Annotated in this window: 24 protein-coding genes; 12 read left to right on the top strand and 12 right to left on the bottom strand. The window is 68.6% G+C overall.

Going from position 1 to position 25,275, the window contains the following annotated elements; all coding sequences use genetic code 11:
* Positions 1-16: 16 nt before the first annotated feature.
* Genes ACOGXD_RS01930 through lpdA form a run of 4 tightly spaced genes read right to left on the bottom strand, consistent with a single transcriptional unit; the run spans position 17 to position 5,479 of the window.
* Positions 17-859 (bottom strand): hypothetical protein, encoded by an 843-nt coding sequence (locus tag ACOGXD_RS01930; protein WP_419916247.1) that lies wholly within the window; start codon positions 857-859, stop codon positions 17-19.
* Positions 860-890: 31 nt separating this feature from the next.
* Positions 891-2,564, bottom strand: coding sequence for a lipoyl synthase (lipA, locus tag ACOGXD_RS01935; RefSeq protein WP_419916248.1), 1,674 nt, complete (start codon positions 2,562-2,564; stop codon positions 891-893).
* A gap of 14 nt (positions 2,565-2,578) precedes the next feature.
* Positions 2,579-3,976 carry a dihydrolipoamide acetyltransferase family protein gene (locus ACOGXD_RS01940; RefSeq protein ID WP_419916249.1) on the bottom strand — a complete coding sequence of 466 codons (1,398 nt, stop codon included), beginning with the start codon at positions 3,974-3,976 and terminating at the stop codon, positions 2,579-2,581.
* A gap of 39 nt (positions 3,977-4,015) precedes the next feature.
* A complete protein-coding gene (lpdA, locus tag ACOGXD_RS01945; protein ID WP_419916250.1) occupies positions 4,016-5,479 on the bottom strand; it encodes a dihydrolipoyl dehydrogenase in 1,464 nt (487 codons plus the stop codon).
* Between the two features lie 226 nt (positions 5,480-5,705).
* Between lpdA and ACOGXD_RS01950 the strand changes: the two genes are divergently transcribed.
* From ACOGXD_RS01950 to ACOGXD_RS01960, 3 genes are all read left to right on the top strand, one after another.
* Positions 5,706-6,029 (top strand): hypothetical protein, encoded by a 324-nt coding sequence (locus ACOGXD_RS01950; protein WP_419916251.1) that lies wholly within the window; start codon positions 5,706-5,708, stop codon positions 6,027-6,029.
* A gap of 69 nt (positions 6,030-6,098) precedes the next feature.
* On the top strand, positions 6,099-6,323 hold the full coding sequence (locus ACOGXD_RS01955) for a hypothetical protein (protein ID WP_419916252.1): 225 nt from the start codon (positions 6,099-6,101) through the stop codon (positions 6,321-6,323).
* Positions 6,324-6,331: 8 nt separating this feature from the next.
* Complete coding sequence (locus ACOGXD_RS01960; RefSeq protein ID WP_419916253.1) at positions 6,332-6,796, top strand: SRPBCC family protein; 465 nt, start codon at positions 6,332-6,334, stop codon at positions 6,794-6,796.
* A gap of 53 nt (positions 6,797-6,849) precedes the next feature.
* Here the strand turns inward: ACOGXD_RS01960 and ACOGXD_RS01965 are convergent, their stop codons facing one another.
* Positions 6,850-7,911, bottom strand: coding sequence for a ribonuclease H family protein (locus ACOGXD_RS01965; protein WP_419916254.1), 1,062 nt, complete (start codon positions 7,909-7,911; stop codon positions 6,850-6,852).
* A gap of 21 nt (positions 7,912-7,932) precedes the next feature.
* Between ACOGXD_RS01965 and aceE the strand changes: the two genes are divergently transcribed.
* On the top strand, positions 7,933-10,635 hold the full coding sequence (aceE, locus tag ACOGXD_RS01970; RefSeq protein ID WP_419916255.1) for a pyruvate dehydrogenase (acetyl-transferring), homodimeric type: 2,703 nt from the start codon (positions 7,933-7,935) through the stop codon (positions 10,633-10,635).
* Positions 10,636-10,741: 106 nt separating this feature from the next.
* Complete coding sequence (locus ACOGXD_RS01975) at positions 10,742-11,224, top strand: MaoC family dehydratase (RefSeq protein ID WP_419916256.1); 483 nt, start codon at positions 10,742-10,744, stop codon at positions 11,222-11,224.
* Here ACOGXD_RS01975 and ACOGXD_RS01980 read toward each other — a convergent pair.
* From ACOGXD_RS01980 to ACOGXD_RS01995, 4 genes are all read right to left on the bottom strand, one after another.
* Positions 11,221-11,985 (bottom strand): alpha/beta hydrolase family protein, encoded by a 765-nt coding sequence (locus tag ACOGXD_RS01980; RefSeq protein ID WP_419916257.1) that lies wholly within the window; start codon positions 11,983-11,985, stop codon positions 11,221-11,223. The genes ACOGXD_RS01975 and ACOGXD_RS01980 overlap by 4 nt on opposite strands.
* 62 nt (positions 11,986-12,047) lie before the next feature.
* Positions 12,048-12,269, bottom strand: a complete 222-nt coding sequence (locus tag ACOGXD_RS01985) for a hypothetical protein (RefSeq protein ID WP_419916258.1) — start codon at positions 12,267-12,269, stop codon at positions 12,048-12,050.
* A 28-nt stretch (positions 12,270-12,297) separates the two neighbouring features.
* Positions 12,298-12,744, bottom strand: a complete 447-nt coding sequence (locus ACOGXD_RS01990; protein ID WP_419916259.1) for a hypothetical protein — start codon at positions 12,742-12,744, stop codon at positions 12,298-12,300.
* Between the two features lie 60 nt (positions 12,745-12,804).
* Positions 12,805-13,917, bottom strand: coding sequence for an acyl-CoA dehydrogenase family protein (locus ACOGXD_RS01995; RefSeq protein WP_419855763.1), 1,113 nt, complete (start codon positions 13,915-13,917; stop codon positions 12,805-12,807).
* Between the two features lie 260 nt (positions 13,918-14,177).
* Here ACOGXD_RS01995 and ACOGXD_RS02000 point away from each other — a divergent pair, with 260 nt between their 5' ends.
* Both ACOGXD_RS02000 and ACOGXD_RS02005 read left to right on the top strand, forming a co-directional pair.
* On the top strand, positions 14,178-15,923 hold the full coding sequence (locus ACOGXD_RS02000; RefSeq protein ID WP_419916260.1) for a molybdopterin-dependent oxidoreductase: 1,746 nt from the start codon (positions 14,178-14,180) through the stop codon (positions 15,921-15,923).
* A 63-nt stretch (positions 15,924-15,986) separates the two neighbouring features.
* On the top strand, positions 15,987-16,628 hold the full coding sequence (locus tag ACOGXD_RS02005; protein WP_419916261.1) for an MBL fold metallo-hydrolase: 642 nt from the start codon (positions 15,987-15,989) through the stop codon (positions 16,626-16,628).
* 59 nt (positions 16,629-16,687) lie between these two features.
* Here ACOGXD_RS02005 and ACOGXD_RS02010 read toward each other — a convergent pair whose 3' ends face one another.
* Genes ACOGXD_RS02010 through ACOGXD_RS02020 form a run of 3 tightly spaced genes read right to left on the bottom strand, consistent with a single transcriptional unit; the run spans position 16,688 to position 20,039 of the window.
* Positions 16,688-17,533 (bottom strand): ABC transporter permease, encoded by an 846-nt coding sequence (locus tag ACOGXD_RS02010; RefSeq protein WP_419916262.1) that lies wholly within the window; start codon positions 17,531-17,533, stop codon positions 16,688-16,690.
* Positions 17,530-18,537, bottom strand: a complete 1,008-nt coding sequence (locus ACOGXD_RS02015) for an ABC transporter ATP-binding protein (protein ID WP_419916263.1) — start codon at positions 18,535-18,537, stop codon at positions 17,530-17,532. The genes ACOGXD_RS02010 and ACOGXD_RS02015 overlap by 4 nt, the downstream gene beginning before the upstream one ends.
* Before the next feature lie 56 nt (positions 18,538-18,593).
* Entirely contained in the window at positions 18,594-20,039 is a 1,446-nt protein-coding gene (locus ACOGXD_RS02020; RefSeq protein WP_419916264.1) for an amidase, read from the bottom strand.
* A 39-nt stretch (positions 20,040-20,078) separates the two neighbouring features.
* Here ACOGXD_RS02020 and ACOGXD_RS02025 point away from each other — a divergent pair, with 39 nt between their 5' ends.
* The 5 genes from ACOGXD_RS02025 to ACOGXD_RS02045 all read left to right on the top strand — a co-directional run bounded on the left by ACOGXD_RS02025 (position 20,079) and on the right by ACOGXD_RS02045 (position 25,260).
* A complete protein-coding gene (locus tag ACOGXD_RS02025; RefSeq protein ID WP_419916265.1) occupies positions 20,079-21,452 on the top strand; it encodes a M20/M25/M40 family metallo-hydrolase in 1,374 nt (457 codons plus the stop codon).
* 78 nt (positions 21,453-21,530) lie between these two features.
* Positions 21,531-22,313, top strand: a complete 783-nt coding sequence (sufC, locus tag ACOGXD_RS02030) for a Fe-S cluster assembly ATPase SufC (RefSeq protein ID WP_419916266.1) — start codon at positions 21,531-21,533, stop codon at positions 22,311-22,313.
* Positions 22,310-23,557 carry a SufS family cysteine desulfurase gene (locus ACOGXD_RS02035; RefSeq protein WP_419916267.1) on the top strand — a complete coding sequence of 416 codons (1,248 nt, stop codon included), beginning with the start codon at positions 22,310-22,312 and terminating at the stop codon, positions 23,555-23,557. The genes sufC and ACOGXD_RS02035 overlap by 4 nt, the downstream gene beginning before the upstream one ends.
* Positions 23,558-23,587: 30 nt before the next feature.
* Positions 23,588-24,094 carry a Fe-S cluster assembly sulfur transfer protein SufU gene (sufU, locus tag ACOGXD_RS02040; RefSeq protein ID WP_419916268.1) on the top strand — a complete coding sequence of 169 codons (507 nt, stop codon included), beginning with the start codon at positions 23,588-23,590 and terminating at the stop codon, positions 24,092-24,094.
* On the top strand, positions 24,091-25,260 hold the full coding sequence (locus ACOGXD_RS02045) for an acyl-CoA dehydrogenase family protein (protein WP_419916269.1): 1,170 nt from the start codon (positions 24,091-24,093) through the stop codon (positions 25,258-25,260). The genes sufU and ACOGXD_RS02045 overlap by 4 nt, the downstream gene beginning before the upstream one ends.
* The last annotated feature ends 15 nt before the right edge of the window (positions 25,261-25,275 follow it).

Consider the following 25,275-nt stretch of genomic DNA (forward strand, 5'->3'; position numbering starts at 1 on the left):
CAGCCGCTGAACAGAGCTAGCCGGCCAGGGTGAGTCGAGCCACGAGGTCGGTGCCGAAGCCGGTGAGGATCGCCAGGTAGAGCAGCCCGGTGGCCGCCATGACGGCCGCGTACTGGCGTTCGCGCAACGCCGCCATGGCCACGGCGGCGAGCGCCACGGTGGTGACTGCGCATGCAATCCAGAACCAGCCCAGCAACCCGCCGTAACCGTCGTCGATGCTGCCGGTCAGCACGGCGATCATGCCGGTGGGCAGCAGCAGCAGTCCTACCTCGATGGGCCAGAGGCCGCCGAGATGACGCACCAGCTCCCGCAGCGGCTCGCGGCGCAGACCGGGCTGCACGAGGTACCAGTGGCCGAGCAGCATCGAATTGCTCACGGCGCCCAGGAACGCGGCGCCAACGACGACACGCGCGAGGTGCAGCGCCGGCGCGATGTCGCCGCTGGCGCCGAGCCCTGCCGCCACGACCCCGACCAGCCCGGCAAGAGGCGCTGCGAGGTCCCAGCGCGGGTCGAAGCCCTCGATCGTCCTCCTCGAGGAGGAATCAGCTGGTGCACCGCTATCGCTGCTGGCCGGCGCCTGGAACTCTGCCCCGGGCACGTTGGGCACGGCCGAGCGCACGAGCGTCGCTCCGGCACACACCGCCATCGCAATGCACGCAACATCGCGCACGGCGTTCGGCTGGAACACGAAGCCGGTGACCGCCCCGATGGCGGCGATCACCCCGTACAGCGAGCGCAACAGCCAGCCGTAGCCGAGCCCGACTTCCCGCCGGCGCGTGGTCACCCACAGGTACGCCAGTCCCCCTGTGGCCCACTGGCACATCACCGTCGCCACATCCACCGGTGCGCCCTCAGTCATCGCCGTGCTGCCTCTCGCTGACCGGGGCGCGTTACGCCAGGACGGGGCGGGCCCGGGCGCTGAGCTCTACGGCTGCGGCGGATTCGGCGGCGTGATAGCTCGAACGGGTCAGCGGGCTCGACTCGACATGGTCGATGCCGAGCGCGGTGCCCACCTCCCGCCAACGTTCGAAGGACTCGGGCGGCACCCAGCGGGCGACGGGAATGTGATGACTCGTCGGTCGCAGGTACTGGCCGATCGTGACAATGCTCACGCCGACAGCCGCCAAGTCGGCCAGCGTGAGATCGACCTCTGCGTCGTCCTCGCCCATGCCGACGATGATGCCCGACTTGGTGACGTGCCCCGCCGAAGCGCTGCGCGCCAGCAGAGCGAGGCTGCGGGCGTAACCCGCCGAGGGCCGTACCGCCCGCTGCAGCCGGGCGACGGTCTCGATGTTGTGATTCAGAATGTCTGGGCTCGCGTCGAGGACGGTCTGCAACGAGGCAGCGTCGCCGCCGAAGTCGGGAACGAGCACCTCGACCGTCGTGCCCGGCGACTGGGCCCGGATGGCAGCGATGGTCTCGGCGAACGCGGCGGCCCCGCCATCGGGAAGATCGTCCCGGGCCACAGCGGTCACCACCGCATGATCCAGCTCCATCTCGGCGACCGCGTCGGCCACCCGGCGGGGCTCGCCGGGGTCGAGCGGCGCAGGCTGGCGAGTGTCCACCAGGCAGAAGCCGCACGCACGCGTGCACCGTTCGCCGTTGAGCATGAACGTGGCCGTTCCGGCCCCCCAGCACTCGAAGATGTTCGGGCAGCCGGCCTCCTCGCACACCGTCACCAGGTCGTGCTGGCGCATCACGCGGCGCAGCCGGAGGTAGTCCTCGTTCACCTCCATCCGGGCACGCAGCCACGACGGCTTCCGCTCAGCGAGGCGCAATCCGCCGTCGACTCCCGCCTGTGCCAGACGGGCACGGCTGCGTGGCGGCGAGACCTCGACCGGGCCGGGCTGTCGCCCGGGACCGAGGCCCTGGCTGAACGCGCTGAGGTCGGACGGCCGGTGCCGCCACGCAACATCGGCGCGCTCGCAGCCGGCTTCGCCCCATCGCTCGGCCGCACGCCCGACCACGGCGTCGGCCACCTCGCGCGTGGTCGCTGCGCAGCCCTCAGCTCGCAACGACGTCGGCCGGAAGTCTCGGATGCCGCACGGGATGATCCGCTCGAACCACGACAGATCGGTCTCGACGTTGAGCGCGAAGCCGTGCATCGTGCGCCCGCGGCTCAGGCGCACGCCGATGGCGGCAATCTTGCGAGGCGTGCCCTCGAGATCGCGCCACACCCCCGGGTACCCACGCAATCGGCCGCAGCCGCCCATGCCGAGATCGGCCAGCGCATCGATGAGCACCTGTTCCAGGTCGTACACGTACGCCGCGGTCTCGGCCAGTCCCCCGCCGCGGCGGCCGGGCAGCGTCAGAATCGGGTAGCCGACGAGCTGGCCGGGGCCGTGGTAGGTGAAGTCGCCGCCACGGTCGATGCGGACGCAGTCGGCTCCGACCTTGCGGGGATCGACGAGCAGGTTGGCCTCATCTGCGCTCGGGCCCGCAGTGAAGACGTGGTGGTGTTCGAGCAGCAGCAGGTAGTTCTCCGCGCTGTGGGCCCACAGGCGCCGCTGCACGTCGATCGCTTCGCGGAAGCCGACCCTGCCGAGCCAGCGCACCTGCAGCATCCCGGGCACCGGCCTCAGAACTCCGCTCCCCAGTCGTGCTGTTCGAGCATCTGGCGGATGTGGCCCAGGAAGCCCGCAGCGTAACTGCCGTCGAACGCACGGTGATCCCAGCCCATCGCCAGGTGGCCCACCGAATGCACCGCGATGCTCTCGTTGCCGAACCGGTCCGTGACCACGACCGGCCGTCGGGCGACGCCGTCGGTTGAGAGCACAGCGACCTGGGGCTGATTGATGATGGCTGCAGTGGTGTAGGTGCCGAACGAGCCGTTGTTGGAGATGGTGAACGTGCCGCCGCTGATGTCGTCGGGTGTCAGGCGCCGCTCCCGGGCACGCGCCGCGAGCTCATTCATCGTGCGGGCGACGCCTCGCAGGCTGAACGAGTCAGCATCGCGCAGCACTGGCACGATCAGACCGTCGTAGTCGAGGTCGACGGCGACGCCGACGTTGCGACGGCGCCAGATGCGCAGGCCGCCGTCCTCCACCGAGGCGTTCAGCCGCGGCCATTGGGCCAGGGCGTCAGCGACGGCGACCACGATGAACGGCAGGTAGGTGAGGCTGAATCCCTCCGCAGCCCGCCATGCCTCCCGGTGGGCCCTGCGCACCTGCTCCACATTCTCGTAGTCGACCTCGACGACGGTGAGAGCGTGCGGCGACGTGGCCATGGAGTTCACCATGTGCTCGCCCGTTCGGCGGCGGATGTTGTTGAACGACTCGAAGCGCGAGTCGCCGTCAGTCCATTCGGCCGCGGCAGCAGCGGCAACAGGTGCCGGCACCGGCGGCGGGCTGGGCGCCGATGGGCGTTCGCCGGCAGCCGGTCTGGCCGGAGACGTCGTGGAGCCCGCGCTCGCAGCCGCGGCGCGCTGCCGCTCGTCGATGGCGTTCAGCACATCAGACCGGGTGATGCGGCCGCCCACGCCCGTGCCCACCAGCGCTGAGGGGTCGAGGCCGTGCTCTCGTACCAGGCGTCGGACGACGGGCGAGAGCAAGTGGCTGCCATGGTCGGTTGCGGGCCCGTTTGCCGCGCCGTTGGCCGGTGCACCGACCGCAACCGCAGCAACGGCGGGCGCCGCAGGCGGATCGGCCGGCGCCGGCACGGCCGCAGGAGCAGCAGCCGGTTCTGCCGGCCCGCCGCTGGGCACCGGGACGGCAGCATCGGGCGACGGCGCGACGGCCCCTTCGGCCAGCTCCACGATCGCCAGCACCGTCCCGACGTCCACGGTCTCGCCCTCGGGGACGCGTATCTCGGTGAGTACCCCCTCCATCGGCGAGGGCACCTCGCTGTCGACCTTGTCGGTCGACACCTCGTAGAGCATCTCGCCCACCGAGATCGAATCGCCCGGGTGCTTGAACCAGCGGGTGATGGTGCCTTCGGTGACCGTTTCGCCGAGCTGGGGCAGCACCAAGTCAGCCATGTCGCGCCCCAGAACGGCACACGGCAGCGGCCGCCGGACTCATCCGTGCAGACCTCGCCCGGTGAGCGACAGCATCGTCTCGCCGAAGAGCTCTGACAGCGTGGGGTGGGGCTGCACCAGCGCCGCCACTTCGGCGACCGTGGCTTCCCAGTTCACCGCCAGGTAACCCTGACCGAGCTGCTCGGTGACCCACGGCCCCATCATGTGAACGCCGAGCACGCGCCCGGCGGTGCCGTCGGCCTCCCGCTCGGCCACGATCTTGACGAGACCTTCGGTGTCGTTGACGATCATCGCCCTCGAGTTGCCGGTGAAGCGGTGCTTCGACGTCACCACGTCGTAGCCCGCTTCGCGGGCCGCCGCCTCGGTGAGCCCCGCAAACGCCACCTCGGGATGGCAGTAGATCGCCCAGGGCACGTTCGCGTAGTCGACCGGAGCCGGCTCCTCGCCGAGCATGTCCTTGGTGGCCACGATCGCCTCGGCGAACCCGACATGGGCGAGCTGCGGCGTGTTGATGAGGTCGCCGATGGCATAGACGCCGGCCATGGTCGTGCGGCACGTCTCGTCGGCCACCACGAAGCCCCGCTCGTCGAGCTTCACCCCGGTGCCGTCGAGGCCGAGATGATCTGCGTACGGCCGGCGTCCCACCGACACCGCCACAGCGTCGACTTCCAGCGACGCTTCGGTCATGTCGCCGCCGCCAGACCGGGGAGCGATCTCGTACTGCACCGTCGTTCCGCCGCCGCCCGGCGTGTGGCCGGTGACCCGGCAGCCCGTGAGCACCGCGATCCCCCGCTTGGAGAACGCCCGAGCGAGGGCCTTGGCGATGTCGGCGTCGACGCCGGGGATGATCTGCGGCGCGTATTCGAGGACGGTGACCTCGGCACCGAGGTCGGCGAGCATCGAAGCGAACTCGCAGCCGATGGCACCCCCGCCGATCACGGCCACACGGCTCGGCACCTCGTCGAGTGCCAAGACCTCGTCGGACGTCATCACCAGCGTGCCATCGCGATCGAATCCCGGCAGCGTGATCGGCACCGAGCCCGCAGCGAGCAGCACGTGGTCTCCCTGCAGCGTCTGGGTGCCGGACTCGCCGGCATCGACCTCGACGGAGCGGTCGGCACACAGCCGGCCCGTCCCCTCGTAGGTCGTGACCTTGCGGCGCTTCAACAGCCCCTTCACCCCGGTTTCGAGACCGTCGACGATGCGCTGCTTGCGGCCCTGCGAGACGGCGAAGTCCAGCTCGGGCGGTTCGACGTTGACGCCGAACTCAGCGGCCTCGACGACGGTGCGCCAGACCGCTGCTGTCTCGAGCAGTTCCTTGGCGGGAATGCAACCTCGATGCAGGCACGTCCCGCCGAGCCGGTCCCGCTCCACGAGCGCGACGCTCATGCCTGCGGCACCGGCGTACAGGGCTGCCCCGTAGCCCGCGGGGCCTCCGCCGATTACCACGAGGTCGTACCGAACCGGACTGCCCGTCTCGCCGGTGTTCGTGTCATCTGCCATCGCGCGACGAGGGTACGCCGCGTTTCCGACCGGTTCGCACCGGGGCCTCGCCGCACGCACTGCGGCCTATCCAGGCTGTGCTACAGCGCGATGAGCACCTGGACTGCGAACGCCATCAGGATGACCATCCCGGTGACGAGAGCCAAAGCAATCAGCGCCCGGGTGCTCACTTGGCCGAATGTAACCCGCGCTATTGCATCCTGGACCCAGGGATAGGCTCGGCAAGGTGACGCATCCGCGGTACCGAGCGGTCATCGTGCTGCTTGCCGGGCTGGCAGGCCTCGGCGTTCTGGCTAGCTGCGGGAGCGTTGAGGTCAGCGTGTCCCGGGACACGGCGGCCACGACATCTGCTGCCGAGGTGCCCGCGACCACCTCCGGCGGCACCGACACCGGTGCGGCTGCCGAGCCAGCAGCGACGACTGCCCCGATCACCCAGGAGACCCGGGCCGAAATCCTGCTGCTGGAGGGCGCGCTGCTCGACGGGCAGCAGTTCGATTTGGCTGCAGCGGCTGGCAACGATGTCCTGCTGTGGTTCTGGGCACCTTGGTGACCGGCGTGCAATCGTGAAGCGCCTGCGGTCGCAGCGCTGAAGGCAGAGCACGGCGACAGCTTGGTCTTGGTGGGCGTCCCGGGCGGCGACTCTCAGGATTCCTACCGGAAGTTCGTAGCCAAGCACCAGCTCGGCGACGTCCCGCAGCTCAGCAACGAGGACGGCGATCTATGGGACCAGCTCGGCAACAGCTACCAGCCGAGGTGGATGCTGGTGCGGGCCGACGGAAGCATCGAGCGCGGCGGCGGCACGCCCCCGCCCGACATCGTTCAAGACGCGCTCACGCCCGCCTGAGAACAGCCATGGCCGCGTCGAAGCAGCGAACCGTAAGTGTGGAACGGCTCATTGCCGCTCCCGCGGAGAAGATCTTCGCTGTACTGACCGATCCCAACCGCCACTGTGAGATCGACGGATCAGGAATGCTGACCCGCCTGACCAGCAGCAATGCCCCGCTGACGCTGGGCAGCACGTTCTCGATGCGCGTCAAGCTCGGCGTCTCCTATACCGTGAAGAACCGGGTGCTGGAGTTCGAGGAGAACCGCCTCATCACCTGGGCGCACTGGCAGGGCCAGCGCTGGAGCTACCGGCTCGAACCCCAACCCGACGACAGCACGCTGGTACGCGAAACCATGGACTGGTCCACAGCGAAGATGCCGTGGAGCATCGAGCTCCTCAGGGGGCACAAGAAGGCTGTGCCGTCAATGGAAAAGACGCTCGAGCGGCTGGCTGCCGTGGCGGAGGCCGCGTCCGGCGACGACCAATCCTGATCGACTGGCGGTACCGCTGGCCCGACTTGCCGTCGACGGTGCGTCGGTCTCGGTCAATCGGGTTCGATCACCCAGACATCGTCCAGCGCATCCTCCAGGCGCCGGTTCAGATCGCCCAGCGTGCGGTCGTCAGCGCGGCGCACCAGCACGGCTTCGTCGCAGTTGTGCATGAACCAGGTGTCCCGGCGACGCATCGCCTTGCCGAATGCCTCGGTGTCCGCCGGCACGCGGTTCGCGAGCACGAATTCCTGCCCTGCACGCTGGCGCAGCTCTGCAAACCGCTGACGTGACGGCCCCGGCCATCGACGCTCAACCCCCTCGAACGCCAGCACCACCACATAGGGCACACCGGCCGCGAGCGCAGCCTCGGCACCCAGGGTCTCGGCGCCGAGCCCCAGGCCCGTCGCTACGACCAGATCGGGATGCAGCTCGCGCTTGGCCGCGAGAACATCGCTCAGCTGCCGGAGCACCTTGCGCGAGACCGGGTTCTCGTTGTAGCCGCCGAGCTCCGGCGGCCGGTGGCCCAGCACAGCCACCGCGTGACCGGTGATCTCCCGGTTCCCGGACGTCGGCTCGTCGGTGCTCACGGCACCCTTGGCAGGGCGGTGCGGCGCCGAACGCGGGTCGCTCAGCCGATCGAGCACGTCATCGTCGAACCGATTGCCGCTCTGGCCGGCACCTGCCCCCGCAGAATGCACAGCCAGCGCGTCGGCAGCGGAGTTCAGCCGCTGGCCCGCATGACCCTTCACCCACTCGAAGGTCACATCGCCCCGCGCCAGCACGGCCTCGATGAACGGCTCCCACAGATCCCGGTTGGCCACCGGTTTCTTCGCAGTGTTCAGCCAGTTGCGCCGGTGCCAGCCCTTCCACCATTCATCGGTGAAGCACTTCACCACGTAGGTGGAGTCGCTGACGATCCGCAGCGGCCCGTCCAGGTCTTCGACGGCTTCCGCCGCAGCTGCAACCTCCATGCGCTGGTTCGTAGTGGAGGGCTCGAAGCCGCAGGCCCACGGCCCGCCGTCGACCACGTAGGCCCAGCCGCCCGGGCCTGGATTGCCCAGGCATGACCCGTCGGTGAAGACCTCTCGCGCTGCCGCGTTCGATTTCTGGCTCATCCAAGTGCGACACTAGAACCCATGCTCTTCGACGGGTTGCATGAGCAGATCCCCGATATCGACCCCGATGAGACCGACGATTGGCTGCAGTCGTTCGCGGCAGTCGTCGAGGAACGGGGCAAGAACCGCGCACGCTTCCTGATCCGGCGGCTCATGTCCAAGGCCCGTGAGATGCAGGTCGACTTCCCCGCCACCGTCTCGACCCCGTACATCAACACGATCGCCCCTGAAGACGAGCCGTGGTTCCCCGGCGACGAGGAGATCGAGAAGCGCCTGCGGGCCTTCATCCGCTGGAACGCCGTGGCCATGGTGACTCACGCGAACTCGTGGGCCGACGGCATCGGCGGCCACCTGTCCACGTTCGCCAGCTCGGCGGCGCTGTACGACGTGGGCTTCAACCACTTCTGGCACGGCAAGGACGACGGCGAGCCCGGCGATCACATCTACATCCAGGGTCATGCGGCGCCCGGAATCTACGCCCGGGCCTACCTCGAAGGCCGCCTCGACGACACCGACCTCGAACATTTCCGGCGCGAGATCGGTCGCACCGGCCTGTCGTCGTACCCCCATCCACGACTCATGCCCGAATTCTGGGAATTCCCGACGGTGTCGATGGGCCTCGGGCCGATCACCGCCATCTATCACGCCCGCTTCAACCGCTATCTCCACAACCGCCGCATCGACAACACGTCCGAATCGAAGGTGTGGTGCTTCGTGGGCGACGGCGAGACCGACGAGCCCGAGACACTCGGCGCGCTGCACCTCGCCGCACGGGAGCGGCTCGACAACCTGATCTTCGTCGTGAACTGCAACCTGCAACGCCTCGACGGCCCCGTGCGCGGCAACGGGAAGATCATCCAGGAGCTCGAGGCCAACTTCCGCGGCTCGGGCTGGAACGTGATCAAGGTGATCTGGGGCGGCCGCTGGGACGAGCTGCTGGCGCGCGACCGCGACGGCGTGCTGCTCAACAAGATGAACGAGACCATCGACGGCGAGTACCAGCGCTACTCGGTGGAGAGCGGGCAGTACATCCGCGAGCGGTTCTTCGGCCCCGATCCGCGGCTGCGCGAGATGGTGCAGCACCTCTCCGATGAAGACCTCCAGACCCTGCCTCGCGGCGGCCACGACTACAAGAAGCTGTACGCGGCCTACCAGGCGGCCGTCGAGCACGAGGGCAGCCCCACGGTCATCCTGACCAAGACAGTCAAGGGCTGGTCGCTGGGGCCCGACCTCGAAGCCCGCAACGCCACCCACCAGATCAAGAAGCTGAACCGCACGCAGCTCATGACGATTCGCGAGCGACTGCGGCTGCATAACGAGATCGACGCCGAGTTCGATCCAGACGACCCGCCCTACTGCCGGCCGGCGCCCGGCAGCGCCGAGCACGAGTACTTGATGGCACGCCGCAAGGCGCTCAACGGCCCATTGCCGAAGCGCATCGGCAACTGGTGCCGCAAGGCGCTGCCGATGCCCAGCTCCAAGCCGTTCTCGGAGTTTGCGGCGGGCTCGGGTGAGATGGCGGTGTCGACCACCATGGCGTTCACCCGGATGCTGCGGGCCATGACGCGTGAGCCGGGCTTCGGCGACCGGGTGGTGCCGATCATTCCCGACGAGGCCCGCACGTTCGGCATGGACTCGCTGTTCCGCGAGCTGGGCATATACGCCAGCCAGGGGCAGCTGTACGAGCCGGTCGATCACGACCTGCTGTTGTCCTACACCGAGCACATCGACGGCCAGATCCTCGAAGAGGGCATCACCGAGGCGGGTGCGCTGGCCAGCTTCACTGCCGCGGCCACGTCGTATGCCACCCGCGGCGTGGCGATGGTGCCCTTCTACACCTTCTATTCGATGTTCGGCTTTCAGCGGGTCGGCGACATGATCTGGGCGCTGGCCGACATGCGGGGGCGCGGCTTTCTCATGGGGGCCACGGCGGGTCGCACCACCTTGATGGGCGAGGGTCTCCAGCACCAGGACGGTCACTCGCCGCTGCTGGCCTCGGTGGTGCCGCCGTGCCAGGCCTACGACCCAGCGTTCGCCTACGAGCTGGCCGCCATCGTGCAGGACGGTATCCGGCGCATGTACGGCGTGGGCGAGGACATCTTCTATTACCTCACCATCTACAACGAGAACTACGTCCAGCCGCCTGAGCCCGACGATCTCGCTGTGGAAGATCTCCTGGCGGGGCTGTACCGCTACGCCCCGTCGCCGCCCGGACGCGCCCACTCCGGCACGATCCTGTTCTCGGGCTCAGCGCAGGGGGCTGCGCGGGCAGCCGCAGAGCTGCTGGCGGCCGAGCACGACGTAGGCGTCGACCTGTGGAGCGCCACGTCGTACAAGGCGCTGCGCGAGGAGGCGCTGTCGTGCGAACGGTGGAACACGCTCCATCCCGACGATCCCCAGCAGGTGCCCTTCGTGACCCGGCAGCTGGCCGACGGCATGGGGCCGGTGATCGCCGTGACCGACTTCATGCGGGCCGTGCCCGATCAGGTGTCGCGCTGGATCGGCCGCGACTACACGTCGCTCGGCACCGACGGATTCGGCCACAGCGACACCCGCAGCCGGCTGCGGGAGCACTTCGAGATCACCGCCGAGCACATCACCGTGGCGGTGCTGTGGCGCCTGGCCGAGCTCGGCGAGATCGATGCGACCGCGGCGGCGGAGGCCATCAAGCGCTACGGCCTGGCCACCGACAGCGCCGACCCCTGGTCCGCCTCCGCACACTGAACGACCTGCCCCGCCGGCATCCGGCTCAGCAGGCCAAGTAGGGACACCAACGGACATATCCGAGATTCGTGGCCGCTTGGGCGGTCGCAGTGAGCAGACTGTCCCGGTGCCCAGCGACATCCCGTGCCCGCAGCGATGGTTCGACGACTACGAGGCCGGCGAGCGCTTCACGTTCGGCTCAACGACGATCGACGAGGCCGAGATCATCGAATTCGGTCGCAAGTTCGACCCCCAGCCTTTCCACATCGATCCCGAAGCCGCCCGTGACACCGTCTATGGCCGCCTGATCGCTTCGGGATGGCACACCGGCTCGATCATGATGAAGCTGCTGGGCGAGCACCTGCTGGGGCCATCCAGCATGGGCTCGCCCGGTCTCGACGAGCTGCGGTGGCTGGCGCCGGTGCATCCAGGCGACCGTCTCACCCTCGTGGTGGACGTACTGGAACTCCTCCCGAGCCGCTCCAAGCCCGACCGGGGCATCGTCAAGATGGCCCACGAACTCGTCAACCAGCACGGCATCACAGTGGTGCGCTCGGTGGCGAACATGATGATCGCTCGGCGCCTGCCCGAGCAGAGCGCGGCCTCTTAGGCGTACTGGGCGGCTGCTTGGCGCTCCAGCCAGCCGAGCAGGATGGCCACCGCTCGCGGATCGTGACGGATGCGGTGGTCGGCACCCTCGATGAGACGCAGCTCTGCACTGGGATGCCCCGAAGCCAGATGTCGGGCCTCTTCGTAGGGCACCTGCCGGTCGTTGATGCCGTGCAGGATCAGCAGCGGCCGGTCGGCCAGCTGTCCCACAGCGTCCATCGCCCGGTTCTGCTTCAGTTCACGATTCCAAGCGCCCGTCGACTTCGGAAAGCCGTCAGTTCGGATCACACCCACGTTGCGACAGTGCTGCAGGAACGCCTTGGGGTCGCTCGCCCAGTCGTCAAAATCCGCCCTGGGCGCCATTGCGGCCACGCCGCGAATCCGGGCGTCGCGCGCAGCCGCCAGGATCGCCACAGAGCCGCCGGTAGTCGAGCCCACGAGCCATACACCCCGGCAACCCTCGGAGAGCACACGGGTGACCGAGCGGCCGATGTCGTCAATCCAGCCGAGCAGGGAGAAGTCGCCGTCAGACTCGCCGCAGCCGCGCATGCTCACCGCAAGCACTGTCCAGCCTTGGGCCTCGGCGATGCGCTCGGCGAAGAGCTGGTAGGTGCGGTTCGGCACGCCGGGCCGCTGCATCGACGGGAAGCCGTGGCAGAGCACCACTGCGGGCCCGCTGCGGACAGGTCGTTTCGGGCGCACCAGGATCGCTGCGAGGCCCGGGCTGCCCTCGATGGTGGTCTCGGTGACGTCGGTGCTCACGTCGCTGCGGGCTGTCGGCCGAATACCGCATGCGCGGCCGTTGCAAGGCGCACCGTCATGTCCTAGCGGCAGAGCCGCGACAGGCGGTAGCCGCGGTTGCGCGCTTCTGGCAGCTCGTCGGGGCCGAAGGTGGCGTAGGACTGCGCTGCCACGATGTCAGCGACGGCTGCGGCGAGCTGTTCGGTGACCGCCGGATCATCAGTCTCGAGTTCCATGTCGTAGACGATCTGGTTGCGCTTGTCGCCGACGAATCGGCAGCCGGCGAGCTCCCTCGGGATGTCCATGGGAACATTCTGCCGTCCGGCTGCGGGCTCAGGCTCCGCCGGGGTCCACGACGGCAAGCGCGCCGATCAGGCGCAGGTACTCCAAGTGCGCATCTGTCACCGCCTGGACCTGCTCCAGCGACACCTCAAGCCCGTCTCGGCGGACGCTGCGGTACAGGTCGGCCGCCGAGGGTTGGTCCTCGGTGACCGTCGTGCCCGTTTCGCCCTCGGCATCAGGATCAGCGTCGTCCGGCGTAGGTGGGGGCGCGAACTGCAGCTGGTTGAGGTGTGCCCGCAGGAGCGCTTCGAGCTCGCTGGGCTCCAGTGCCGCAGCAATGTCGAACGGCACGAGATCGGCGACGACCTCGGCCGCCTCGGCGAGACGCCACACGGGCTCACGTCGCTGGCGGCCCAGCCGTTGCGCCTGCGTGCCGACCACGCCCGCGGCGACGACGAAGCCGATCACCAATGAGATGACGATGACCGCGACGATCACCGGTGCCTCCCCGGCAGCTCAGATGTCCGTGCGGCGCGCCTCAGTCTGACTTGTCCTGGCCTACAGGCCGATGCGCTGGGCCAGCTGCTCCCGGTGGTAGGCGGGGTCGCCGAAGATCAGCTCTGAACTCTTCGCGCGCTTGAAGTACAGGTGCGCAGGGTGCTCCCACGTGAAGCCGATGCCGCCGTGGATCTGGATGTTCTCCGCGGCGCAATGGAAGTACGCCTCGGAGCAGTAGGCCTTGGCGAGCGACGCCACCGACGGCAGCTCGTCGTTCATCTCCGCAGCGCACCAAGCCGCGTAATAGGCGGCCGACTTGGCCGATTCGACCTCGAGCAGCATGTCGGCGCACTTGTGCTTGATTGCCTGGAACGAGCCGATCGGGCGCCCGAACTGCACGCGGTCCTTCGCGTACTGCACGGCCATGTCGAGCACGAACTGCGCACCGCCGACCTGCTCGCTGGCCAGCGCTACCGCAGCCAGGTCGAGCACCTGGTCGATGTAGGCGAAGTTGTCGGTGTCGCACAGGTGCTTGGCCGGCGTGTTGTCGAAAGTGATGCGGGCCTGCTTGCGGGTCTGGTCCATGGTGGCGAGGTTCTCGCGGCTGAGCCCCGCGGCGTCGCCCTCGACGGTGAACAGGTGAATCCCGCCGTCGCAGCGCGCTGCCACCACGAACAGGTTCGCGGTGCCGCCGTCGGTCACGAACATCTTCTCGCCCGAGATCGTCGCCGAGTCGCCGGTATCGGTGGCCTCCACCTCGACGCCCTCGGCATCCCAGCGTCCGCTGGCCTCGGCCAGCGCCAGCGTGGCGATGATCTCGCCCGAGGCGATGCCTTCGAGCAGCTCTTCTTTGGCCTTCTCATTGCCCGAGTGCAAGATGGCATTGCCGGCCAGCACCACCGTGGAGAAGTAGGGCGAGCACAGCAGGCTGCGGCCCATCTCCTCGAGCACAATGCCGAGCTCCACGTAGCTGGCGCCCTGGCCGCCGTATTCCTCGGGAATGATCAGTGCCTGAAGGCCGAGCTGCTCAGCCATCTGCGACCACACGGCGGGGTCATAGCCGTCGTCGGTCTCCATCAGCTCCCGCACGGTGGTCTCCGGGGACTTCTCCTCGAGAAACGAACGGACGAAATTGCGGAGCTCTTCCTGCTCCTCGGTGAATGCGAAGTTCACGGACGCGCCTCCGGGGCTGGTGCAGCCAGTGCAGCCTGAGCACCGGCCCTGCCGGTGCGATGGACAGCCGAAGTTCTATCACCCAGCGGCCCGATCGACTCAGGGACGCGTGCACCAACGGTGGAACCTCCGGCGCACCTTGAGCGTTAGCTTTCGTGACGGGCGCCCCCCAGCGGGGTACACCGGTTCGACCCCCCGACCGGTGCCCGTCCAACTCGATCCAGAGGCTGAGCCGGCCTCCTCCAGCGAAACGGGCAGACATGAGCGACAGTTCCCACGAGGCCACGGCCGATGCGCCCTCCGGTTCGCAGGCCCAGGACGGCCGAGGCATCGGCCGGCTCATCCGCCGGCCCGGCTCGGTCGCCGGATTGCTGGCCGGCATTGCCGGTGCTGCGGTCGCGCTGGCATTCGGCGAGTTCGTCGACGGGTTGGTGGACTCGATCCCGTCGCTCGTGGTGGCCGTCGGCGAGGCACTGGTGGACTACTCGCCCGACTGGGCGGTGAAGCTGAGCATCGAGCTGTTCGGCGAAAAGGACAAGGCGGTGCTGGCGATCGGCATCGTCGGCGTGTCGCTGATCATCGGCGGCCTGCTGGGAGCGTGTGCCATGGCGCCACGCCGACGGTGGGTGCCGTTCGCCGGATTCGCTGCGTTCGGCGTGATCGGCGGCTGGACCGCGGCGCGCAACCCGATGAGCCCGTTCGTGGGCTCGTGGGTGGTCGCCTTGGCTGCCGCTGCGCTCGGCTACGTCACGCTGAGGCTGTTGCTGCGAGTCGCCCCGGCCCGCAGCCCTGTACCCGCTGAAGATCAAGCGCCAGCTGAATCTTCTGTCGCGGCAATGCCCGAGGCGGCCCCCGACGCCGGTCGCCGTGCCTTCTTGCTCGGCATCGGCGGCGCCGGTGTGGCCGCCGTGGGCCTCGTCGCGCTGGGTCGGGGCGTACGCGGCCCCTCAGCGGCAGAGACGGCCCGCGCCGGCATCGACCTGAGTGCAGCGAGGCCTCCGCCGACCACCGCTGCTGCGGGCACGGCTGCCGCTGCGGAGCCCACAGCCACCACGGCTGCCGGACCCTCGGTCGCCACCCAAGTCGCTGCGCTCGACACGCTCGATGAGGTTGCGGGCATCTCGAGCTACGTGACCCCCAACAACGACTTCTACCGCATCGACACGGCGCTCACGGTGCCGCAGGTCGACCCCGCCAACTGGAAGCTCAGCTTCACCGGCATGGTCGACAATCCCTACGAGCTGACCTTCGACGAGATCCTGGCGATGGACCTGCAAGAGCACGTGATCACGCTGTCGTGCGTGTCGAATCGGGTCGGCGGCAGCCTGGTCGGCAACGCCGTCTGGACAGGCGTTCCGCTGGTGGATCTGCTCGACCGGGCGGGGGTGCAGAACGGTGCCGATCAGGTAGTCGGACGCTCGGTGGATGACTGGACCGCCGGCTTCCCCACCGAGATCCTGCGCGACGGCCGCAACGCAGTACTGGCGGTCGGCATGAACGGCGAGCCGCTGCCGACCGCCCATGGCTTCCCCGCACGCCTGGTGGTGGCAGGGCTGTACGGCTACGTGTCGGCCGTGAAGTGGGTGGAAGAGATCCATCTCACCACCTGGGACGGCTTCGACGGCTACTGGGTGCCGCGGGGATGGTCCAAGCGCGGCCCAATGAAGACGCAGAGCCGCATCGACGTGCCCGGCGGCGGCAACCGCCCCGTCGCAGGCACAGAAACGGCGATTGCCGGCATCGCCTGGGCACCGACACGAGGCATCAGTGCGGTCGAGGTGCGCGTCGATGACGGACCTTGGCAGCGCTGCGAGCTGGGCGAGGCGCTCGGCGACGAGAGCTGGGTCCAGTGGCACCTGCCCTGGACGCCCACAGCAGGTACGCACTCACTGCAAGTGCGGGCGATCGACGGCACCGGCATGACCCAGCCCGAAGGCCCCAAAGACGTCCGTCCCGACGGCGCCGAAGGCTGGCACCGAGTCGCCGTACGAGTCGACGCAGCCTGAAGCGAGCCCCCTGCCGCCTCCGCAGCGGGCTCACCAGTCTGCCCACGCTCTTAGGATGCGGCCATGGCTCTGCACTGGTCCGCCACCGGTATCGAAGTCCACAAGCACGTTGTGCGCCCGCTCGAGGGCAACCTGCCCCACGGCTTTCCCGACGACTTCGACAACAACGTCTTCACCATCCGCTGCACTGAGACCGGCGAGGCGATGCTGATCGACGCCTCGAACGAGCACGAGCGGCTGCTGGAGGTGTGCCAGAAGCTCGGCGTCGTGACGGTGGTGGAGACCCACGGCCACTGGGACCACATCCAGGCCGTGCCTGCCGTGCGCGACGCCGGCATCGAGGTGGGCATCACCGCCGAGGATGCGTCGATGCTGCCCAGCTACGACTACATCCTCGAAGACGACTCGGTGATCGAAGCGGGCCGCCTGCGGATTCGCACGATTCACAACCCCGGCCACACCGCTGGGTCCATGAGCTTTCACGTGGAGGGCACGCCGCTGCTGTTCACCGGTGACACCCTGTTCCCGGGCGGGCCCGGCGCCACCAGCGGCGGCGGCGACTTCGATCAGATCATCCGCAGCATCGAGGACCGGATGTTTTCGGCGTTTCCCGCGGACACGATGGTGCTGCCCGGCCATGGCCTCGACACCACGATCGGCACCGAGTCGCCCCACCTGCAGGAGTGGATCGACCGCCGCTGGTAGCTCCTAGCCGGTCGCCATCCGGCGACTGTCTCTAGCCCGTCGCTACGCGACGACTGCGTCTATCCGGTCGCCACTCGACGGCCGAGCGACCTGAACGCCATGAAGAACGTCACCACGGCGAGGCCGAGGATTGCCGCTGCGCCCTTGGCGAGCGCAGCGCCGTCCCAGCCCGTCGACAGGATCGTGCGCATGCCTTCGAGCAGGTAGGTGACTGGATTCCAGGCCGCAACAGCGCGCATCCAGCCCGACATCAGCTCACGGGGCAGGAAGGCCGGCGTCAGGAACGCGAACGGGAAGAAGATCAGGAACGCGGAGTTCACCGCGGCAGGGTTCCCGGTGCGCAGCGCCACGGTGTACGGGAAGCCGGTGAACGCAAGGCTCCACGCAATCGACAGCAGCAAGAACACGGCCAGTCCCAAGACGCCGGTCTCGAACCACACGCCGAAGGCCAGCCCCATGACGATCACGAACAGCGCCAGCCCCAGCGCCATCACGATGTCGGCCACCATGAGACCGAGCAGCAGCGTGGACCGGCGGATCGGCGTCACCAGCATGCGGTCGAGATAGCCGGACTGGATGTCGATCACCAGCACGCTGGCGCGTGAGATGCCGGTGACGGCGAAGATGATCGCGACCGGCAGCTGGAACGCCCGGTAGTCGGGCACGCCGCCCGACATCGGGCCGGCCCCTGCGCCGGCTGCAGCACCCGCCTCCACGAACGGCTCAAGCGCACCGACGTTCACTACGAAGAAGAAGACGGGGATGATGAGCGCCGGTCCCACGAACTCGGGTTCGCGCAGCACGCTGCGAACCGCCCGCCGGGCAATAGTGGCGATGTCGGTCACAAAGCCGACCCGGCGGGTGAGTCCGCCGCCCGTCAGCGCAGAGGCCGTGGTGTCGGTCATGGCGTGCCCTTCGTCGCTTCGTCAGCAGCCGCTTCTTCGGCAACGGCCATGCGGTACCCGGTGGCCTGCAGGAAGACGTCGTCGAGCGTGGGCGTGCGTACCGTCAGCGCGGTGGGATGCACGTCGGCGTTCGCCAACGCCACCGCGGCCGCGCCGATGAGCCCGGCACCGTCGGATGTCGCGATGGTGACGCCGAGCCGGCCCGCCGTCACGCCGTCTGCGCCCGGCACCGAAGCCGCGACCTCCGCGGCCCGGCTGATGTCGCTGGGCTCGAGATCCACCACGATGACGTCGGCGCCGACACCTCGCTTCAGCTCGACTGGCGTTCCCTGCTCCACGATCCGGCCGTCGGCCAGGATCGCGATCCGGTCCGCCAGCGCATCGGCTTCCTCCAGGTACTGGGTAGTGAGGAACACCGTGACGCCAAGCTCACTGTTGAGACGTCGCACCTCCTCCCAGACCTGCGCACGGCTCACCGGGTCGAGGCCGGTGGTCGGCTCGTCCAGGAAGATCACTTCCGGTGCATGGATGAGCGACGCCGCCAGGTCGAGGCGTCGCTTCATGCCGCCGCTGTAGGTGCTGACACGGTCGTCGATGGCATCGCCGATATCCGCAAGGTCGATGGCCTGGGAGATGGACGCGGCCCGGTCGGCGGGGCGCAGCCCGTACAGGCGAGCCTGCAGGTCGAGGATCTCGCGGCCGGTCTGCTTCTCGTCGAGTGCGGCCTCCTGCATGGCCACACCGATGCGGACGCGGACCTCGCCCGGATTCTTGGCCACGTCGTAGCCGGCGACCCGGGCTGAGCCCGCCGTCGGGGCCAGCAGCGTGCACAGCACGCGCACCGTCGTGCTCTTGCCCGCGCCGTTCGGACCCAGGAAGCCGAAGATCTCGCCTTGGTGAACGCGCAAGTCCACCCCGTCTACCGCCCGCTTGGCCCCGAAGTCCCGTATGAGCCCGTGGGCTTCGATGGCCGTTTCCGGCACCACGGAATTCGATTTGGACACGGGCGGCAGGCTAGCGAGCGGCCTGCGCTGGCGACCCGTGAATTTAGGGCAGCCTGCTAACGGGGAAGCTGCGGCAGAACGTCGATATAGCGGGTGGCCGACTCCCACGCGTGGGCCAGTTCGAGCACCGAGCGGTCGGCGCGGTGGCGGCCGACGAGCTGCAAACCGACGGGCAGGCCGTCGGGAGTGAATCCGGCTGGCATCGAGATGGCGGGATGGGTGGTGACGGTGATGTCGCTGCACGAGCGCATCCAGTCGATGTAGGTCTCGAACTCGACGCCGTCGATCTCGGTGGGGTACTCCACTTCGACGTCGAACGGCGGCACCTGGGTGGTCGGGCACGCCAAGAAATCGAAGCCGCCGCCGTTGGGTGACATGAAGGCGTCGACGGCGGCGAACAGTTGGGAGTGACGGCGGCAGGCGTCGGCGTACTCGCTCATGGTCATGTTCAGGCCCTTGTCGATGTTCCAGGCGAGCGTCTCCTTGAACTGATCCCGGTGCTGTTCGAGCAGCTGGCCGAAGCCGACCGCCATCACCCAAGCCCTGCGGGCCTGGAAGATCTGCGGGGCGTCGGAAAGGTCGGGCCAGGCTTCGACCACCTCGCAGCCCAGGTCGGCGAGCACGTCGGGAACGTTGGCTGTGGCCGCTCGGACGGCGGGGTCGACCGGGAGACCGCCGGCGTCGGGCGACCATGCCACGCGCACGCCGCGCAGGTCGCGCTCCAGCGAACCGGCGAAGACCTCCGGCGACTCTTGATTCGACACCGGCGAACGGTCATCGGGGCCGGCGAGCGCCCGCAGGAAGAACGCCACGTCGCCGACCGTCCGGCCCATCGGGCCCTCGACTGCCAGCGGGAACCAAGCATCCATTGCCGTGGTCGACGGCACCCGGCCGGGCGAGGGCCGGAAGCCCACGATGTTGCAGAACGCCGCCGGGTTGCGCAGCGAGCCGCCCAAGTCGGATCCATCGCACAGCGGCAGCATCCGGGCGGCCAGCGCCACTGCTGCGCCCCCGCTGGAGCCGCCGCAGGTTTTGCCGATGTCGTAGGGATTGCGGGTTATGCCGAACACCGGGTTGAACGTGTGCGAACCGGCGCCGAACTCGGGCGTGTTGGTCTTGCCCACCATCACAGCGCCGGCCTCTCGCTGACGCTCCACCACCAGCGCATCGATGTCGGGGACGAAGTCGGCGAACAGAGGCGAGCCCATAGTGGTGCGCACACCGGCGGTCAGCGCCAGGTCTTTGTGGGCCACGGGCAGCCCGTGCAGCAGTCCCAGCGACTCGCCTCGGGCCTGCGCTTCGTCGGCAGCGGCCGCACGTTCGGCCGCGAGCTCAGGCGTGAAGGTGACAATGGCGTTGAGGGCAGGATTGACCTGCTCGATGCGCTCGAGATGCGCCGCCAGCAGCTCTCGCGCCGAGATCTCTCCGTCGGCCAGCATGGCCGCCATCTGTGTGGCAGGCAGCCCGCAGATGCCCGCATCATTCCCAGAGCCCGAGTCCATCAGGTCATTCGACCACAGCCGCCGCCTAACTTGCAGATCATGAGCCAGTCATTCACTGCTGGGACCAGCGACGAGAACCGTCGCACCAACCAGACCGTCGAGCTGCTGCAGACGCTGATCCGCAACGAGTGCGTCAACTACGGCACGGCCGAATCCGGCGGCGAAGTCCGCAACTCCGACACCATTCAGGCCTACCTCGAAGGCGCCGGACTGGATCTCGAGGTGTTCGACGCTGCGCCTGGCCGGCGATCGCTGGTGACCCGCATCGAAGGCAGCGACCCGAACGCTCCCACCCTGTGCCTGATGGGCCACACCGACGTGGTGCCGGTGAATCGTGACGGCTGGAGCCGCGACCCCTTCGGCGGGGAGCTCATCGACGGCGAAGTCTGGGGCCGCGGCGCCGTCGACATGCTCAACCTCACGTCCTCGATGGCGGTGGCGATGCGGCACCTGGCCCTGACCGGCTACCGGCCCAAGGGCGACCTCATCTATTTCGCCTGTGCCGACGAGGAAGCCGGCTCTGCCTACGGCGCTCGCTGGATGGCCGAGAACCACTGGGATGTCATCGGCGCCGACTACGTGCTGACCGAGAACGGCGGCCTGCACTCTGGGTCGCCCGACGCCCCGTTCATCGGCATGAACATCGGCGAGAAGGGCGTGGCGTGGCGGCGCCTGCGGGTGCGAGGCGTGCCCGGCCACGGCTCACGTCCATTCCGGCAGGACAACGCCCTGGTGAAGGCCGCCGCAGTAGTGCACCGGATCTCGCAGTACCGGCCACCGCCGAAGTTCCACGAGCTGTGGCGCGAACAGGTCGACACGCTCGGCGTCGACGACGAGACCAAGGCCATCATGCTCGACGAAGCCCTCATCGAGGACTGGCTCGACGCCCATCCGAGCGCGTCGGCGGCCGCTCACCTGTACTCGTGCACCCACACATCGTTCTCGCCGAACGTCCTCGGGGCGCCCACCGCCATGAAGACGAACGTCATCCCCGACCACGTCGACATCGAGGTGGACGTGCGGACGCTGCCCGGCGAGGGCGCTGCGGAGGTGCAGGCGCATCTCGACGAGGCGCTCGGTGATCTGGCCGACCAGGTCGAGGTGGAGATCATCATGAACGACCCGGCATCGCTGAGCCGGGTCGAGACGCCGCTGTGGGACGCGTTGGAGGTGGCAGTGGGACGGCGCTTCCCGACTGCCCGACTGACGCCGCAGCTCATCATCGGGTTCACCGACTCCCGGGTGTATCGAGACATGGGAGCGGTCGCATACGGCGCCGGCCTGTTCAGCCCCGAGCTCGACGGCGCCGACTTCGGCGCCCGGTTCCACGGGAACGACGAGCGCATCGACGTCGAATCACTCGCCCTCACCACCCAGCTCTGGCTCGACGTGGTCGACAGCCTCTGGGGCTGAAGGCAGGGCCTGCGGACTGGCAGGCCCACTTCCGGGGCGCCGGTTGAGGCATTTGGGGCCAGCCATACACTGCGGTTGATGGCACAGGGCGATACAGCGCCGGATGCACCCCTCTTCGAGATCGACGATTTGGGCGTACGGGCCGTCGACGGCCCGCAGATCCTGCGCGGCGTGGATCTGGTTGTCCACGCGGGCGAGTGCCACGCCATCATGGGCCCCAACGGGTCGGGCAAGTCCACGCTGGCCACCACGATCCTCGGATCGCCGGAGTACGAAGTGACCGGCGGGGAGATCCGCTACCGCGGCGACGACGTGGCCGAGTGGGATCCCGACGCCCGCTCGAAGGCCGGGCTGTTCTTGGCGTTCCAGTACCCGCAGCACATCCCGGGCGTGTCGGTGCGCAACTTCCTGCGCCAAGCGGTCTCGGCACGGCGCGGCGAGGACGTATCGGCCATTGAGATCTACGTCGCCATGGGCGAGTGGATGTCGCGGCTAGGCATGGACGAGTCATTCATGGACCGCTACCTCAACGAGGGCTTCAGCGGCGGCGAGCGCAAGCGCAACGAGATCCTGCAGCTCGCCCTGCTCGAACCCGACGTGGCCGTGCTCGACGAGACCGATTCGGGCCTCGACATCGATGCACTGCGGGTGGTGGCCACCGGCCTGCAGCAGGTCCGTGCCGAGCGACCGCACATGGGTGTGGTGCTCATCACGCACTACGAGCGCCTGCTGGGCGAGATCGAGCCCGACTACGTCCATGTGCTGGTCGACGGGCAGATCGTGGCCTCGGGCGGCCCGGAGCTCGCCGCCGAGCTGGAACGCGACGGCTACGAGCCGTTCGAGCAGAAGGCAGCGGCGTGAGCGCCGGGGTCGGCCCCGAGATCGACGGGGCCGTGAAGGCGCAGTTCCCGCTGCTGGAACGCAGCGTCCACGGCCGTCCGATCGTCTATCTCGACTCTGCGGCGTCGTCGCAGAAGCCGATGGCGGTGCTCGACGCCATGGACGACTACTACCGCACGGTCAATGCCAACGTCCATCGTGGGGCGTACGAGATCGCCGCCGCCGCGACCGAGCGGATGGAACAGGCTCGGGCGGACGTCGCCCGGTTCATCTCGGCCCCCAGCGCGGACGAGATCGTGTTCACCAAGAACGCCACCGAGGCCATGAACCTGGTGGCCCGCTCGTGGGGCGGTTCGAACCTCGGCCCGGCCGACGCGATCGTGCTCACCGAGATGGAGCACCACGCCAACATCGTGCCGTGGCACATCTTGGCCGCCGAGCGCGGCTTCGAGATCCGCTGGATTCCGATCACCCACGACGGCTGCTTGGACCTCACCGACCTCGACCGCCTGCTCGACGGGGCGAAGCTGCTGTCGGTCACCGCCATGAGCAACGTGCTCGGCACGCTCAACCCGATCCCCCGCCTTGCCGCCGCCGCTCACGAGGCCGGTGCACTGCTCAGCGTGGACGCCAGCCAGTACGTGCCGCACCTGCCCACCGACGTGGGGGAACTGGGCGCCGACTTCATGGTGTTCACCGGGCACAAGATGTGCGGCCCGACCGGCGTGGGCGTGCTGTGGGCCCGCATGGAGCTGCTCGACGCCATGCCCCCGTTCCTGGGCGGCGGCGAGATGATCCTCGACGTCACCAAGGAGGGGTTTCGGCCCAACACGGTGCCGCACAAGTTCGAGGCGGGCACCCCGCCCATTGCCGAGATCGTGGGCCTCGGGGCTGCGGTGAGATATCTGGAGGGCTTGGGCATGGATGCCGTGCGAGCCCACGAGGTCAGCCTCACCGGCTACGCCCTGCGGACGCTGACCGACCGCCACGGCGACGACATCACCGTGCACGGGCCTTCCGAGCCGGCCCAGCGCGGCGGCGTGCTGTCGTTCGTGTACCGCGACGTGCACCCCCACGACATCTCCCAGGTGCTCGACCAGAGCGGCGTGTGCGTGCGTGCCGGTCACCACTGTGCCAAGCCGCTCATGCGATGCCTCGGCGTCACCGCCACCACGCGGGCCTCGCTATACGTGTACAACGACACTTCCGACATAGATTCGCTGGCCGATGCGCTCGACGAGGTCGGCGCGCTGTTCGGCCACTAGAGGCAACGGACCGGGACGACGCAGGATCCGATGGCTGGGCTCGAAGACCTGTACCGGGAGATCATCCTCGACCACTACCGGAACCCGCGCAATCGCGGCGAGCTGGAATGCCCGCCCGCGCGCCGCAGCGAGGGCTTCAACCCGCTGTGCGGGGACGAGGTGGTGCTGACCTTCGAGATGGACGGCGATCTGGTGACCGACCTTCGTGTCGGCGGCTACGGCTGCTCCATCAGCCAGGCGTCGGCGTCGATGATGTCGGCTGCGGTGATCGGCAAGACCATCGATGAGATCCGCGATCTGACGCGGTCATTCAAGGCCATGATGTCGATCCACGAGGAATCGATCGGCGGCGACGGCAGCGAAGCGCTCGACGGCGCGGGGACCGATCAGCCGGGCGGTCCGAACGACGGCGCTCTGCGGCTGGGCGATCTGGAGGCCTTGCGGGGCGTGGTGAAGTTCCCCGTGCGCATCAAGTGCGCCACCCTCGGCTGGAACGCGCTCGCCACCGGCCTGGACGAGACGGCCGAGGGCGAGTGAGCCGCGGCGCCGAACTCGTCGAGCGGGCGCGCCAGCTCGCCCCCAAGCTGGCTGCGCGGGCGGCAGCCGACCCGTGGGCTCGCCGTGTCGAACCCGACGTCATCGACGAGTTGCGCGGCGCCGAGCTGCTCACGATCGGCCAGCCGAGTGCCAACGGCGGCCAAGAGCTCGACTGGATCACCTACCTCGAAGTGAACGCGGCGCTGGCCGAAGGCTGCCCCTCCACCGCCTGGCACTCATGCGTCGGCAATGCACACGCCTGGCTGGTGGGCCATTGGCCTGATGCGTGCCAAGAAGAGATCTATGGCGACGGGCCCGACATCTACGTGGCCGGTGTGCTGGTCGACCGAGGCGACGCGGTGCCCGTCGACGGCGGCTGGACGTTGAACGGCTTCTGGCCGTTCGGCTCGGGCATCGATCACGCCGGCTGGGTCATCCTGGGCGGCCACTTCCCATCCCCTGACGGCAGCGGTCCCATCTCGGGCATGTTCGTGCTGCCGGCCGAGGATGTGTCAGCGCTCGACGACTGGCACGCCAATGGGCTGCGGGCCACCGGCAGCAGCAGCCTCGTGGTGAAGGACGCATTCGTACCCGAGCACCGGTTCATCCGCGGTGACGTACTGGCGTCAGGCCAAACGCCCGGCATGGCCCGCAATGTCGGCTGGATCCAGCGCAGCTCGCTCATGCCGACGCTGGCCTACGCACTGGTGCCGCCGGCGCTGGGCGCCGCTCGGGCCTCACTGGCTGCATTCGCCGAGGAGGTGGACGGCAAGGTCATCAGCCATGTCGATGTGCTGCAGACCGATTGGCCACTGACCCACCGGCAGTTCGCCGAGGCCCACGCGTTGGTCGATCAGGGCGAGCTGCTGATGCGACGCACCGCAGAGCTGCTCATCGACACCGCACGCAGCCATGAGCCGCTGGAACTGCCACTGCGGGCACGAGTCCGGCTCGACTGCGCGTATGCCGTCCGGCGCTGCCTCGAAGCAACCCAAACGCTGTACCTCGCCACCGGCGGCCGCGGCGTGCGCGACGCCAACCGGATCGGCCGCCTCCAAGCCGACCTGCAGGCCATCAACATGCACGCCATCACGGCGCTCGACCCGGCCCTCGAGGCCTACGGCCGCATCCTCATGGGCCACCCCCCTCGCACCCCCCGCCTCTAGCCATCCTGCGCAAGT

It is taken from the genome of Candidatus Poriferisodalis sp. (genome assembly GCF_965204125.1).
GTDB lineage: Bacteria > Actinomycetota > Acidimicrobiia > Acidimicrobiales > Poriferisodalaceae > Poriferisodalis.

What these genes read in the sequence shown, in the direction of transcription:
- sufU (WP_419916268.1), top strand. Translation starts at nt 23,588, where the DNA reads ATGGCTGGGCTCGAAGACCTGTACCGGGAGATCATCCTCGACCACTAC.
- sufC (WP_419916266.1), top strand. Translation starts at nt 21,531, where the DNA reads ATGGCACAGGGCGATACAGCGCCGGATGCACCCCTCTTCGAGATCGAC.
- ACOGXD_RS02025 (WP_419916265.1), top strand. Translation starts at nt 20,079, where the DNA reads ATGAGCCAGTCATTCACTGCTGGGACCAGCGACGAGAACCGTCGCACC.
- ACOGXD_RS02005 (WP_419916261.1), top strand. Translation starts at nt 15,987, where the DNA reads ATGGCTCTGCACTGGTCCGCCACCGGTATCGAAGTCCACAAGCACGTT.
- lipA (WP_419916248.1), bottom strand. Translation starts at nt 2,564, where the DNA reads ATGCTGCAGGTGCGCTGGCTCGGCAGGGTCGGCTTCCGCGAAGCGATC.
- ACOGXD_RS01960 (WP_419916253.1), top strand. Translation starts at nt 6,332, where the DNA reads ATGGCCGCGTCGAAGCAGCGAACCGTAAGTGTGGAACGGCTCATTGCC.
- ACOGXD_RS02020 (WP_419916264.1), bottom strand. Translation starts at nt 20,039, where the DNA reads ATGGACTCGGGCTCTGGGAATGATGCGGGCATCTGCGGGCTGCCTGCC.
- lpdA (WP_419916250.1), bottom strand. Translation starts at nt 5,479, where the DNA reads ATGGCAGATGACACGAACACCGGCGAGACGGGCAGTCCGGTTCGGTAC.
- ACOGXD_RS02000 (WP_419916260.1), top strand. Translation starts at nt 14,178, where the DNA reads ATGAGCGACAGTTCCCACGAGGCCACGGCCGATGCGCCCTCCGGTTCG.
- ACOGXD_RS01985 (WP_419916258.1), bottom strand. Translation starts at nt 12,269, where the DNA reads ATGGACATCCCGAGGGAGCTCGCCGGCTGCCGATTCGTCGGCGACAAG.
- aceE (WP_419916255.1), top strand. Translation starts at nt 7,933, where the DNA reads ATGCTCTTCGACGGGTTGCATGAGCAGATCCCCGATATCGACCCCGAT.
- ACOGXD_RS01940 (WP_419916249.1), bottom strand. Translation starts at nt 3,976, where the DNA reads ATGGCTGACTTGGTGCTGCCCCAGCTCGGCGAAACGGTCACCGAAGGC.
- ACOGXD_RS01930 (WP_419916247.1), bottom strand. Translation starts at nt 859, where the DNA reads ATGACTGAGGGCGCACCGGTGGATGTGGCGACGGTGATGTGCCAGTGG.
- ACOGXD_RS01965 (WP_419916254.1), bottom strand. Translation starts at nt 7,911, where the DNA reads ATGAGCCAGAAATCGAACGCGGCAGCGCGAGAGGTCTTCACCGACGGG.
- ACOGXD_RS02010 (WP_419916262.1), bottom strand. Translation starts at nt 17,533, where the DNA reads ATGACCGACACCACGGCCTCTGCGCTGACGGGCGGCGGACTCACCCGC.